Consider the following 14,546-nt stretch of genomic DNA (forward strand, 5'->3'; position numbering starts at 1 on the left):
TGACAAAAAACCTGACTGGATTGAGGTCCTTTTATACCTATTTTCTCCTATCCTTCTGCTGGGGATTGCTCTCGCAAGAACTACCCCCCATCCAGAACTATAGCCCAAAAGAATACAATGGGGAATACCAAAATTGGGGCATTTCCCAGTCCTCCACAAGGAACATTTACATTGCCAACCATTTCAGTTTATTGGAATTTGATGGGAACACTTGGCATAAATATCAACTGCCTTCCCCTTCCATTATTCGGTCGGTAAAGGCCATTGGGGAAAAAATTTACACAGGATCGTATCGGGAATTTGGTTTCTGGACCAAAGAAGAAACCGGACAACTTTCCTACACCTCGCTATCGGACCGATTGGATTCCCCGCTCTCCGAAGACGAGGAATTCTGGGACATCTTAGCGCTGGACCATTGGGTGCTGTTCCAATCATTGGACAGGATCTACATCTATGACAACGCAGAGGACACTTTCCGGGCGCTAGAGGCCAATTCGGCCAAGGCCAAACTACATCTGATCAAGGACAAAGTCTATTTCCAAAGGGCGAAACAAGGTCTTTTCACCATTGAAAACGGAGAACCTGTACTAGTGGAAAACGACCCCATTTTGGCGAACAGATCCATCATCGGCCTGTATGAATTGGGCGATGTTCTTTTGGTCATTACTGAGGATGCAAAGTTTTATCGATATGATTTTGAGATACTTACACCATGGCCAACGGACATGGATGACACGTTTGTCAAACTGTACAGCAGTATCAGATTGGATGATGGCACCTTTGTGCTAGGCAGCATTTCCAATGGCTTTTATCACTTATCGAAGGAAGGCAAACTGATACGGAACATCAATCAGGCCAAGGGGCTCAACAACAACACCGTACTTTCCCTTTTTGAGGACATGGACCACAATCTATGGCTTGGCCTGGACAACGGCCTCAGTGTCATCAACCTATATTCGCCCTTTAACGAATATGTGGACAAACTTGGGAAAATAGGGTTGGTCTATGCCGCTATGCGCCACAAAAATCGTCTGTACTTGGGTACCAATCAAGGTCTTTTTTCAAGAAGAACGGATGTTTCCGATGAATTTAAATTGATAAATGGTACGGAAGGCCAGGTCTGGAGCCTGCAATTGGTGGACTCCACCATTTTCTGTGGGCATAATAGTGGAACTTTTGTGGTGGAAGAAAATCGAGCGGAACTTGTATCCGATTTTAGGGGCACTTGGGCCGTAAAACCTTTGAAACATACCGAAAACCTTGTCCTGCAAGGAAACTACAATGGACTCAGCGTTCTGGAGAAGAAAATGGGTGCTTGGTCACTGCGCAATGTCATCGAGGGCTTCACCATTTCCAGTCGATTTTTTGAGATAGATTCCCTCGAAGTCGTGGTCAACCATGAACAAAAGGGGCTATACCAAATTGAACTGGACCCGGACCTCCGCCGCGTGACGAACATGACGAACGTGGAACCCATCGGACATAGCTCCAATATTTTCCAGTTCAAGAATCGATTGTATTATAAAACCTATACTGGCATATATTCCGTTGAAGATCAATTAAAGCAAATCTCCTTGGACAGCAGTATGACCCAGATGGTATTCAAAGAAAATGAAAGGCCGATCAGCATCATTATTCCGGATACTTCGGGCCAAAAATTGTGGTTCTTTACCGACAATGGGATCAAATATATCACCCAAAGCACCTTGAGCGGGAAATTGAGCGACACCCACATTTCCATGCCCAGTGCCCTGAGAAGCAATTTGGGTGTATCCGGTTTTGAGAATATTTCCATCATTGCAGAGAACGAATACCTCATCGGGAGCTCTAACGGATATGTGTCCCTGAATCTGGATAAGGTGAGACCGATCACGAGCAGCATCAAGATCAACACCATCTATTATGGGGATTACCGTGATGTCTCTACCAAGGCGCCTATCCAGTTGGAAGGAGAATTCAAATATGCCGACAACAATCTCATTTTCGAGTACAGCGTCCCTGAGTTTGACAAATATACCGAAGTGAGGTACCAACACAGACTGGAAGGTCTTTACAACGATTGGAGCGGATGGTCCGATACCCCAGAGACCACTTTTAAAAACCTGCCCTTTGGTGAATACACTTTTAGCGTAAGGGCCATGGTGGGAAACAACCTCACCGAAAACGTGGCCTCCTACAGCTTTTCCGTGATGCGTCCTTGGTATCTTTCGAACTTGGCCGTCTTTCTCTATATCCTCGCGGTGTCCTTATTGTTTTTCTTGGTCCATCGAATTTATAAAAGATATTACAGGAAAAAACAGGAGTCCCTCATCCAGAAGAACCAAAAGGAACTGGAACGGAGAAAACTGCAGGAAAAGGAACGGATTTCCCAATTATTGAACGAAAAACTCCAGGACGAGATAGACAACAAGAGCCGGGAACTGGCCATATCCACCATGAGCATCCTGAAGAAGAATAAATTTCTTTCCTCCCTGAAATCACAGTTGAACAACATTCCCAACAAGGACAGCAATATCAAATCCGTGCTCAGGGAGATAGACAGGAACATCAACAGCGAGGACGATTGGAAGTTTTTTGAGGACGCCTTCAACAATGCGGACAAGGATTTTTTGAAAAGGATCAAGGCAAAACACGACAGCTTGACCAACAACGACCTCCGGCTCTGCGCCTATTTAAGATTAAATCTTTCGTCCAAGGAAATAGCCCCACTCCTTAACATATCCGTGAAAAGTGTTGAAATGAAACGTTATAGGCTACGCAAAAAGTTCGACCTCCCACACGAGGATAACCTGATAGAGTATATTTTGAACTTCTAGGGGAACTCTACTTCGGTACTGCATTACTCTACAAATACTTAAATCACCTCTACATTGACCCTACAATTGCCTTTTTTGGATGCGTTTCCATCGATTTACACCGTCATAATTCAATTGGCACAATATTTTCAAATCATCATATTTTAAAGGGATTTTCTGATAATATCTCAAATTAACCCCCTCTCAATTGCCAATGTAGGTTTTATATAGAGGTATATCTTTTGTTAAGAAGACGTTAAGCGTTTTACTTTACCATCAAACTAAATTACTCAAAATGAGATATGGCATTGTAAAATTGCTGGTGCTCCTATGCACTGCTTATGGATTTTCACAAACAAAGACCATTACAGGAACAGTATCTGACAACACTGGCCCCATGCCCGGGGTCAATGTCCTGATCAAAGGCACCACCAATGGGGTCGTGACGGATTTTGATGGGGAATTCACCATTGATGGTGTCTCCAACACTGATATTCTTGTATTCAGCTACATTGGTTTTGTGACGCAGGAAGTCCAAGTGGGCGCACAGGATGTCATCAACATCGTCCTGCAGGAGGATACCCAGGCCTTGGACGAGGTAATCGTAGTCGGGTATGGTACCCAAAAGAAAAGTAACGTCATTGGTTCCGTGACCAGTGTTGCAGTAGAGGAAGCCACCAATGTTCCCACCACCAACGTTTCTGAAATGTTGAGAGGTAGGGCTGCGGGGGTACAGGTGAATCTGGGTGATGCACGGCCCGGTGGAGGCTCCAATATTGTGATTCGTGGAAATGTATCGGTGGCACCGAACGGCAACTCACCCTTGATCATTGTGGACGGTCTGCCTTTTGACAACCTCAACGATGTGGCTCCAGATGATATTGCCAACATCGAGATCTTAAAGGATGCCTCTTCCACCGCCATTTACGGATCTAGGGCTTCCAATGGGGTCATCTTGGTCACCACAAAGACAGGTCGCACGGGAAAGGCAACCATAGATTACCATGGATATACCACCATTCAGACATTGACCAAGAATTTTAACCAATATGACGGCCAACAGTTCATCGACCTTAGAAGGGAGGCCAACAGGAACAGGTTCACGGGGGATTACCTCAACGACGAGAACATTTTCTCCCCTTTTGAACTGGAAGCCATAGAAAACCGCAATTTTGTGGACTGGGAAGACCTTGTGCTTCGTGATGCCGTGATCCAGAGCCACTCCCTTAGTTTTTCTTCTGGGACGGAGAAAACCAAGATCTTCTCCAGTGTCAACTATTTTACCCAGGAAGGGATTATCCCCAATTCCAGTTTTGACAGGGGCACCTTCAAACTGAACATTGAGCAGCAGCTTACGGACAAATTGGTGTTCAGGGGGATCATCAACTACCAAAACGCAAACCAAGACAGGGAAACCGGTGGGTTGGACTTCACCACGATCACTCCTTTGGCAAAGCCTTTCGATGATGAAGGCGAGCTGGTAAAGTTCTATTTGGGCCCTACGGCAACGGACAATATAAATCCTCTTTGGGACCAAAGGGAATCCACCGACGAAACCAAGATCAACCTTACGGACGTGAACCTCAGTTTGGTCTATAACTTCACACCTAACCTAAGCTATACCCTGAAGACTTTCCTGCGGAACAGGAATACCAACAGGGGCATTTACAGAAGCTCACTGCATTCGGCAGGGGATGAGGGCATGGATGGGCTTGGCGTATTGTCCAACACCCTGTTCAAACAGGCTCTTGTGGAAAACATTGTGGACTACTCACCACAAATCAATGATAACCACAATCTAAACCTAACCTTTGTGCAAGCCTTTGATGAGCAGCGCAACGAGTACACCCAAATAGATAAGTCTGGTTTCACCTATGATGCATTAGGCTACAATGGTAATGCCACTACCTTGCTCAACAACCCAAGGGATGTTTCCAGACGTAGGCTCCTTTCCTTTTTGGGAAGGGTACGTTATGGTTACTTAGATCGCTACCTATTGGAAGCCACTGCCCGGGCGGATGGCGCATCGGTTTTTGCGGAAAACAACAAATGGGGATTCTTCCCTGCGGTTTCCGTGGCTTGGAAAATGCAGAACGAGCCATTCCTTCAAAATGTTGAGGCCATCAACGAATTGAAACTAAGGGTCAGCTACGGTGCCACAGGAAATCAGGGCATCGACCCGTTGGAATCCTTGGGAGTGGCGGATAACCTCCCCTACGTTTTTTATAATACTTCCACACAATCCACGGAAACTGTTGCAGGTTCTACAGCATCATCACGACTCCCTAATCCAAACCTAAAATGGGAGACCACCACTACCTTGAACACTGGGGTCGATTTCAGGCTGTTCAACAATTTCTTTGAAGGCAGTGTGGAATATTATAAAGCTAATACTACCGATTTATTGCTAAATAGAACCATTGCAGGAACGACCGGTTTCAATGTAATCCGCTTTAATGTGGGTGAGGTTCAAAACAGAGGTGTTGAAGCTACATTGACCTCAAACCTGATAAGAAAACAAAATTTTAGTTGGTCCTTGGGACTTATCTTTTCCAGTAATAGAAATGAAGTAATTTCTCTTACAGGTGAAACTGATGAAAATGGAATTCCAATCGACATCACTGACACATCGGGAAGAAGGTTGTCCGTGGGCCAGTCCCTGAACCCTATTTGGGGGCCGAAATATGATGGAATCTATCAAGTGGGTGACGATATTGCCGGCTCTGGAAACCCATTGGCGCAACCCGGGGACGTAAGGGTCGTTGACCAAGACGGAAACGGACAGATCGATGACAGGGACAATGTGTTCATCAACGCCGATCCCGATTGGTATGGTTCAATAACCAATACCATATCTTACAAGAATTTTGACCTCTTTGCCGACATTTTCATTGTTCAAGGAGCCACTAAGTTAAACCCTGTACTTGCCAATGGAGAATTGTGGAAAGGGGCCATCAATGGAATTAGGACCAAATACTATACGCCCGAATATCCCTCCACGGAATACCCAAGGCCAAAACCGGACACCCATTTACATCTCTATTCCTTTGCCGTAAGAGATGCTTCCTATGTGCGCTTGAGGACCCTCACTTTGGGCTACAACATCCCGAAGGAAACGCTCTCCAAAATTGGACTACAAAATGCCAAGGTCTATGTCACGGGGACCAACCTCTTCACGTTCACGGACTTTAAATCATATAGCCCGGAACAAAACCCAGTGAATGGCGAAGAAACTGCATTTCCTGAAACACGGAACATAACCCTTGGTGTCAAATTAGGATTCTAAAAAAACTTGTCATGAAACATATATTTCAATATATAATATCAAAAAAAGCATTGGTAATACTGATTGTCTTAGCCGCATTCACATCATGTGAAAAAGATTTTCTGAAAGATGAACTTTTTTCTGACGATTCAGTCGAATTCCTTTACACCACTCCTGAAGGATTGGAAAATGCTGTGGTAGGTCTGTACACCCTAAACAGGAACATCTACCAGGACCTTAGCTTGAACGGCACTTACCCCCTCATCCTGCAAGCAAAAAGTGACTTGGGTGTGGGAATCACCGGGGAGGTTTCCCTGTACAGTAGGTTGCTTTGGGGCGCAAGCCTTGGGGATTATGGTACAACATCCGGAATCAATGCCCATTGGGAGCATAATTATCGCATGGTGGACAGGGCCAACGCCGTGATCCGAGGGGCAGAGAACTTGGAGGACATTGACGAGGATAGAAGGAACCAAATCCTTGCGGAGGCCAAGTGTATGAGGGCCAATGCTTTTTTCACCCTCTACAGACTCTTCAACAACATCTTCATCACGACCGAGCCGACCACGCCCGAAAATGCCTTCGATGTGCCACAGGACAAATCTTCCGAAGAAGAGATTTTTGCACTACTGCGTTCCGATTTGGATTTTGCCATCGAGCACTTGGACTATAATCCAGCGCAATTTGGAAGATGGGGTCAGGGAGCCGCAAGGCACCTTAGGGCCAAAGTTGCCCTTTGGGAAGAAGACTGGGCCGAAGCTGCAGCGCAAGCGGATGCTGTCATCAATAGCGGCAACCACAGCCTAGTGGCCACGGAAGAGGTGTTCGCCGGCGAGCTGAACCATTCCGAAACCTTGTTTGCCATCAATTTCGAAAGGGAAACCATAGGCGGGGGCAGCCCCCACATCATGAGTTGGAACATGGTATCCTCCAATGCAGATGCGCCAGGACTCATCCAATCCATTGAAAATGGAGGGGCCGGTGCAGGATTCATTTCATTGAACCAATACATGATAGATTTGCTCAATGAAGATCCCGACGACAACCGGAAAAACAACACCTATTACATCTTTGAATATGCCTATAACGATGAAACCGCACTTCCTCCCGGAAAACAGCTAGGTGATCCATTGGATCTTTATGAGAACAGCGAAACCGACCAAAATGAGTTCATGCTCTATTACAGGAGACAGAATCCAGGCGTGCTCAAGTTCTTTGATGAAACCGTGGAACCCACCGATAGGAACCATTTCAAGAACATCATGATCTACCGATTGGCAGAAACCTATCTGATTGGAGCAGAGGCCCATATGATGCTGAACAATACTCCCAAGGCATTGGAATACTTGAACGAGGTAAGGGAAAGGGCCAATACGGACCCTGTGAACACCATCGACTTACAGGCCATTTTGGATGAAGAGGCCCGTGAACTCGCCTTTGAAGGACAACGTTGGTTCACCTTGAAAAGAACTGGAAAACTGTACGAATTCCTTCTGGACCACATGAACAACGACAACATGAACGAGTCCTATCCCGAAGGAAACCCGAAGGTGCTTTTGAGGGAATACATGCAGAACTGGCCCATTCCCCAACAACAAATGGACCTTTTGGGCCCCAATTACCCACAAAACGATGGGTACAACTAACGGTCAGCTAATCCGAATTAACTAAAACATCGAGAAATGAACAAGTATAAAAATAACAGGAACAGACCAAGCCCAAGACTGCACTTCCTATCACTATTCGTTGTATTGGGAATCTTGGCAGTCCTAATTTCTTGTGAAAACGAGGACGATTTGCCACCACCTTCCGCCTATGTGGCACCAGAGCCTGAACCAGAGCCCGAACCAGGAGGAGATTGTACGTTTTCCACCATTGTGCCCGAAATTGCTGACGGCATCGATTTTGAATGTGGTGGTCCCGAAGTTACCTTTTTTGGCGAGAAGGACGGTTCGTTCACTGTGGAATATGTAGATAATCCTGATCCCTCCGGCATCAACACCTCCGAAAGAGTCGTGGAATATACCCAAACCGAAGGTGTGGAGCCCTGGGCCGGTTTCTTCTTTGATTTGGCCAGCAAAGTGGATTTCTCGGAATTGCAGACCATCAAGATCAAGGTATATTCCCCTGCGGCGGACCAAAACGTACTCCTGAAATTCGAGGACAGTGCGGATGGTTCCATCGCCAAAGAAGTACAGTCCACCACCACTGTGGCCAACGAATGGGAAGAACTCTCTTTTGCCTTCTCCCCTAGCGATACCGATAAATTTGACCGATTGGTCCTATTTTTCAACTTCAATGGGTACAAAGGTGCCGCCACCACCCACTATTTTGATGATATTGTCATGAGCGAAGGCGGAACCACCGAAGAACCAGGGGAAACAGGCGAACCGACAAGTCCGGCACCCGCGCCCACTGTGGATCCATTGGAGGTAATATCCCTTTTCAGTGATGCCTATACCAATGTTCCTGTGGATACCTGGAGGACCGATTGGTCCGATGCCACATTGGAAGACATTACCATTGAAGGCAATGCTGTCAAAAAATATAGTGCGCTGAGCTTTGTTGGTGCTGAAACTGTGGCCAACCAAATCGACGCCACGGATATGACCCATTTCCATGTAGATATTTGGACCGCAGATGCTACGGAGTTCAGGATCAAATTGGTTGATTTTGGAGCAGATGCCGCCTTTGGCGGAGGTGACGATGTGGAACACGAGATTGTGATCGAAAATCCCGCACAGGAAGAATGGGTAAGCCTGAGCATTCCCCTTTCAGATTTCGCTGGATTGACCACTAGGGCCAACATCGCCCAGTTGATCTTTGTGGGAGCACCCTCCAAGCAAAACACCGTATTTGTGGACAATGTGTATTTCTACGATGAAGCAGGTGTCTCCACCGAACCGATATCCGGAGCACCGGAACCTATCGTACCTGAAGGCAGTGTCATCTCCGTGTTCAGCGATTCCTATACCAATGTAGCTGGAACGGATTTCAACCCCAATTGGGGCCAAGCAACCCTTGTTTCACAAGTGGTTATAGCGGGCAACAACACCTTGAAATATGAAAACTTGAACTATCAGGGCACACAATTCGCTTCTCCATTGGATGTATCTGGAATGACCATGATCCACGTGGATTTCTGGACAGCGGATTCCTCAAGTCTGAATTTATCGCTCATAAGCACTGGGCCTGCGGAAACTCCTTATGCCTTTGACATTGCCAACGGTGAATGGGTTAGCGTGGACATTCCGCTATCGGAATTCTCAAGTGTTGTCGATTTGACCGATGTGATTCAATTGAAGTTTGATGGTAATGGCACCATCTTTTTGGACAACATCTATTTCTTTACACCGCCTCCAACAGAGCCCATGGCCGCAGCCACTGCACCAACGGTTCCTGAGGCCAATGTGATCTCCATGTTCAGCAATGCCTACACCAATGTGCCCGTGGACACCTGGAGAACGGATTGGTCAGCGGCCACGCTCGAAGATGTTTTGGTTGACGGTGACGACGTAAAAAAATACAGCGGATTGAACTTTGTGGGAATCGAGACCGTGGCCAATCAAATCGACTCTACGGAAATGACCCATTTCCACACCGATGTCTGGACAGCCGATGCCACCCAGATCAGGATCAAACTGGTCGATTTTGGCGCCAACGGCACCTACGATGGTGGCGGTGATGACGTGGAACATGAAATCACCATCGAAAATCCTGAGCAATACACTTGGATCTCATTGGACATTCCACTTTCGGACTTTACAGGATTGACCACGAGGGCCAATATTGCACAATTGATCTATGCAGGCATGCCCGCAGGATCCATGACGCTGTTCGTGGACAATGTGTATTTCCACAAATAATCAAAAAAATGAAGCAAAATCCATTTCCCATGGATTGGTTTGAGTTAGTTTAGTTAATGGAAAGGCTCCCGCCAAAAGGTGGGGGCCGATTTCCCAAACAGATTGCCATGAAAAAAAAGAACAAAACACGTATCCTTCAACTATTCAAAATGAATGTATTCAACATATCCTTATTGACCCTGGTCTTTGCATTGTCCTGCAGTTCCAGCGATTCTGAAACGGGCGGAGCCCCTACCGAGCTGGTGGTGGACGTGACCCTTGTGGGGGCCAACGATGCCAATCCCAACGGAAATGGTTCGGGAAAGGTCCAGGTTTCCGCAACGGCCAAGAATGCCACTAGGTATGCCTTCCGCTTCGAAAGTGCGGACCAAATGGAAAGCCAAACAGGCACCATGGAATATACCTTTACCAAAGATGGCACCCATTCCTATAATATTGTGGTCTGGGCCTACTCGGCATCAGGGGAGTTCATCAACCAAACCGTGGCCGTTGAAGTGTACAGGTCCGACGAGGAGTTTGCAGCCTTGGTCTTTTCAGATGAGTTTGATGACGACGGCGCCCCGGATGCGGAAAAATGGCACTATCAGATCATTCCACCAAACAATGGAAGTTGGCACAACAATGAACTCCAACACTATACCGCAAGGCCAGAGAACTCTTTTGTGAGTGATGGCACCCTCAAGATCAAGGCCCTGAAGGAAGAATACACCTATAACGGTTCCACCAAGTCCTATACTTCGGCCAGATTGAACGCGAAGCTTGCATTTACCTACGGGCGTGTCGAGGTACGGGCGAAACTTCCAAGCGAAGCGGGAACTTGGCCAGCCATTTGGACCTTGGGGGCCAACTCCAATGAGACCGGAAACTATTTTGGTGATCAATATGGCAGTGTCGGATGGCCCTTGTGTGGCGAGATCGACATCATGGAACAGACCGGATGGGACAAAAACAAGGTTATTTCGCACTTCCACTGGGGCGACCTGAATACCGAGGAATACCAAAACGAAGGTGGTGAAGTCTCCATTTCCGATGCATCATCTGAGTTCCATGTATTTTCCATGGAATGGAACAGTGGCAGCATCAAAACCTATGTGGATGGCAATTTGGTCTATGAATTTGCCAATGCTCCCAACAAGCCCTACAACAAAGAACACTACCTCATCCTCAACATTGCCATGGGTGGCAACCTGGGTGGGGATGTACCCGATTCTTTTTCAGAAGATACTTTGGAAATTGATTATGTAAGGATTTACCAGTAAACTTTATAGTGCAAAAATAGCATTGTTGCTGGCATTGCTTCAATCAACTTCATAATTGTGGCAATAGGGTGTCACTCACGGAAAGGGCCGGAACCAAAAGTTTCGGCCTTTTCTATTGCCCAAGTTCGCGGGCCTCAAAGGCAATCAGTTCTTGCTCTTCAAAGGTCAAGGACACTTCTATGGGGTTGCAACAGACTTCACAATCTTCCACATAGGTCTGCCGGGGAACGGAACTATCCAAAAGAAAGGAAATTTCCTCCCAACAATACGGACATTGGAAAAAATGCTCATCCATAGCAGTTGATCATACCTGTTCACAACAAAGATATGCCCATTTCCAAAATTCAGTCCATAAAAAAGGGGATACTTTGTATCCCCAAACCAAACAAACTAAAGTAATAAACTAACTACTCAATTTTCGTTGTCGTCCTCAAACTTGGTGTCCGCCATACGGGTGCGGTCCATTTGGATCTGGTTGAATTTTGGGTTCAACGCCTTGTTGTCGGAGTCAAAGACCAGAAATTGGTCCGTATTCATGTGTTCAAGACCTGTATAGGCATTGAATCGGTTGTTCTGTAGTTGTAGGATCTGTAGGCTGGCGAGTTGTCCAAACTCCACTGGAATTTCCCCATCCAAGTAGTTGTTGGCCAGTACCAGTTCCTTCAAATTGCCCAATTTGCCAATCTCTGCCGGAATGCCTCCGTTCAGCTTGTTCTCAAAAAAGCCCAGTACTTCCAACTTGGTAAGGTTTCCAATGGATTTTGGAATATTTCCCTCAAGATTGTTACTGGACAGGTTGAGTTCCTTCAAATTGTGAAGATTCCCAAAGCCATCAGGAACAGTTCCGGTCAAGAAATTATTGAACATGGAAAACACTTCCAATTGTTGCATGCTGCCGATCCCTTCAGGAAGTGAACCTTTTATCCTGTTCATCTCCAAGCGGAATACTTTGAGTTTTTCCAGCTTTACGATATCCTTGGGCAGAACACCCGTAATATTGTTGAAAGCTAGGTTCAAATGTGTCAAGTGCTTCAATTTGCCCATTCCCTCGGGCAATACACCGTTCAAGTTGTTCATGAACAGGTTTATTCCTACAACGTGGCCGTCCTTGACCTCAACACCTTTCCAGGTGTCCACCGGGGCATTCAAGTCCCAAGAGACCTTCCACTGGCTCCCGTTAGTACCATTATACAAAGCTACAAGAGCTTCTTTTTCATTGTGGGGAACTTGACCCTTTGCAAATGACATTCCTACAAAGGAAGTCACGAATACGAAGAAAATGGCCAATCGAATCATGGATTACTTATTTGATACACAGAATTTACCTACAAAGTAAGTGAAAGATGAAAAAACCTACAAATTTAATCGGCAAATGGAACTGGGATTGTTGTGAATCAGTTCAAATACGTGGTCTAAACCCTAGAAAAGGTAAATCAATCCAATGATTCCAACTCGTGGGAAATGTTTTCCCACTCTTCCATGAGCTCTTCCAGTTGTTTTTTCTTACCCTGATAGCCATCAAAAAAGTTAGGTTTGGCTATAGTGGCATCATAATCCATCAAAAGTTCGTGGTCTATATCGGCTATATCCTGTTCCAGTTGGGAAATCTTTTTTTCCACTCCGCTCAATCTGTTCTTGAGGGATTTTTCCTTCTTCTGGGTACGGTAATCCGTTTCCTTGGTTTCGACGGGGTTTTTTTTCTCTTCCCTGACGTCTTTCTTTTCGATTTTCCTAAAGTCGTCCACCTTACGCTGCTCCAAGTAAAAATCGATATCCCCGAGATATTCCTTGATGCCCCCGTCCTTGAACTCATACACCCGGTCGGTGAGCCCTTGGAGAAAATCCCGGTCGTGGGAAACGAGCACCAAGGTCCCCTCAAAGTTCTGAAGGGCCTGTTTCAGGACATTTTTGGATTTGATGTCCAAGTGGTTGGTAGGTTCGTCCATCACCAACACATTGAAGGGCTGAAGAAGCATTTTGGCCAGTGCCAGTCGGTTCCGTTCCCCTCCTGAGAGCACTTTCACGTATTTGTCCACATCGTCGCCCCTGAACAGGAATGAGCCCAATATATCCCGGACCTTGCTACGGTTACTTTCATTGGCGGCATCGGTCATGGTGTCCAAAATGGTCTTGCTGCCATCCAGATATTCGGCCTGGTTTTGGGCAAAATAGCCCAATTGCACATTGTGACCCATCTTGATGCTGCCTTCATGCTCCAGTTCGCCCACCATGATTTTTGCCAAAGTGGTCTTACCCTGTCCGTTCTGCCCAACAAATGCGGTCTTGCTGCCACGTTCCACCAACAGGTCAATATTTTGCAGTACCTGTTTTTTTCCGTAGCTCTTGGATAGGTTTTCCAGCTCGGCCACCACTTTTCCTGGCGTCACGGACACCGGGAACCTAAGGTTCATCACTCCGTTGTCCTCTTCGTCCACCTCTATCCGTTCTATCTTGTCAAGTTTCTTGATCAACGATTGGGCCATGGATGCCTTGCTGGCCTTGGCGCGGAACTTCTCTATCAATCGTTCGGTCTGTTGTATCTGTTTTTCCTGGTTCTTTTGGGCGCTGAGCTGCTGCTCCTTGATCTCTTTTCTGAGTTCGAGGAACTTGCTGTAAGGTTTGTTGTAGTCATAGATCCGGCCCAAAGAGATTTCGATGGTGCGGTTGGTGACATTGTCGAGGAACATCTTATCGTGGGAAACGATGACCACCGCCCCGGAATAGTTGTTCAGGAACTGCTCCAACCAAATGATGGATTCGATGTCCAAGTGGTTGGTTGGCTCATCCAGCAGCAACACATCATTGTTTTGCAACAGAAGCTTGGCCAGCTCGATACGCATACGCCATCCGCCCGAAAAAGTGTCGGTCAACTTGTTGAAGTCTTCCCTTTTGAAACCGAGTCCGAGCAAAACTTTCTCGGTATCACCTTGATAATTGTACCCTCCAAGAATCTCGTAGTGATGGGTCACATCGTTCAGGTCCACCATCAGTTGGTGATAGCCCTCGCTTTCATAATCGGTCCGCTCCGCCAGACCAGTGTTGATTTGATCCAATTTCTCTTCCAAAGCCTTTATTTCCGAAAATGCCTGGTAGGATTCTTCCAAAACGGTCCTTCCGAGATCAAAATCGATGTCCTGCTTCAAAAAACCGATCTTGATTTCCTTTTCTGTGGCTATGGTTCCCCCATCCAAGGGCATTTCCTTGGCGAGCAATTTGAGCAATGTGGACTTTCCCGCACCGTTCTTTCCAATGAGGCCTACCCTGTCACCGCCGTTCAGACGGAAAGAGATTTCCTCGAAAAGATATTCGCCTCCAAAGGCTACGGAAAGATTATGGACATTTATCATTTTATGTGACCTGA

The 14,546-nt window shown here is 46.4% G+C and carries 8 protein-coding genes; 5 read left to right on the forward strand and 3 right to left on the reverse strand.

Annotated elements, in window-relative coordinates; all coding sequences use genetic code 11:
• Positions 1–20: 20 nt before the first annotated feature.
• The 5 genes from SD450_RS15050 to SD450_RS15070 all read left to right on the forward strand — a co-directional run bounded on the left by SD450_RS15050 (position 21) and on the right by SD450_RS15070 (position 11,185).
• Positions 21–2,816, forward strand: a complete 2,796-nt coding sequence (locus SD450_RS15050) for a helix-turn-helix and ligand-binding sensor domain-containing protein (RefSeq protein ID WP_318345285.1) — start codon at positions 21–23, stop codon at positions 2,814–2,816.
• A 274-nt stretch (positions 2,817–3,090) separates the two neighbouring features.
• Positions 3,091–6,081, forward strand: a complete 2,991-nt coding sequence (locus SD450_RS15055) for a SusC/RagA family TonB-linked outer membrane protein (RefSeq protein ID WP_318345286.1) — start codon at positions 3,091–3,093, stop codon at positions 6,079–6,081.
• 11 nt (positions 6,082–6,092) lie between these two features.
• On the forward strand, positions 6,093–7,706 hold the full coding sequence (locus SD450_RS15060) for a RagB/SusD family nutrient uptake outer membrane protein (RefSeq protein WP_318345287.1): 1,614 nt from the start codon (positions 6,093–6,095) through the stop codon (positions 7,704–7,706).
• Positions 7,707–7,742: 36 nt separating this feature from the next.
• Positions 7,743–9,926, forward strand: coding sequence for a hypothetical protein (locus tag SD450_RS15065; RefSeq protein ID WP_318345288.1), 2,184 nt, complete (start codon positions 7,743–7,745; stop codon positions 9,924–9,926).
• Positions 9,927–10,033: 107 nt separating this feature from the next.
• Positions 10,034–11,185: a glycoside hydrolase family 16 protein gene (locus tag SD450_RS15070; protein WP_318345289.1), complete on the forward strand. Its 1,152-nt coding sequence runs from the start codon at positions 10,034–10,036 to the stop codon at positions 11,183–11,185.
• 112 nt (positions 11,186–11,297) lie between these two features.
• Here the strand turns inward: SD450_RS15070 and SD450_RS15075 are convergent, their stop codons facing one another.
• The 3 genes from SD450_RS15075 to SD450_RS15085 all read right to left on the reverse strand — a co-directional run bounded on the left by SD450_RS15075 (position 11,298) and on the right by SD450_RS15085 (position 14,532).
• Positions 11,298–11,480, reverse strand: a complete 183-nt coding sequence (locus SD450_RS15075) for a CPXCG motif-containing cysteine-rich protein (protein ID WP_318345290.1) — start codon at positions 11,478–11,480, stop codon at positions 11,298–11,300.
• A gap of 116 nt (positions 11,481–11,596) precedes the next feature.
• Entirely contained in the window at positions 11,597–12,481 is an 885-nt protein-coding gene (locus tag SD450_RS15080) for a leucine-rich repeat domain-containing protein (protein WP_318345291.1), read from the reverse strand.
• A gap of 137 nt (positions 12,482–12,618) precedes the next feature.
• Positions 12,619–14,532 (reverse strand): ABC-F family ATP-binding cassette domain-containing protein, encoded by a 1,914-nt coding sequence (locus SD450_RS15085; RefSeq protein WP_318345292.1) that lies wholly within the window; start codon positions 14,530–14,532, stop codon positions 12,619–12,621.
• Positions 14,533–14,546: the final 14 nt, after the last annotated feature.

It is taken from the genome of Flagellimonas baculiformis, assembly GCF_033441575.1.
Lineage (GTDB): Bacteria > Bacteroidota > Bacteroidia > Flavobacteriales > Flavobacteriaceae > Flagellimonas > Flagellimonas baculiformis.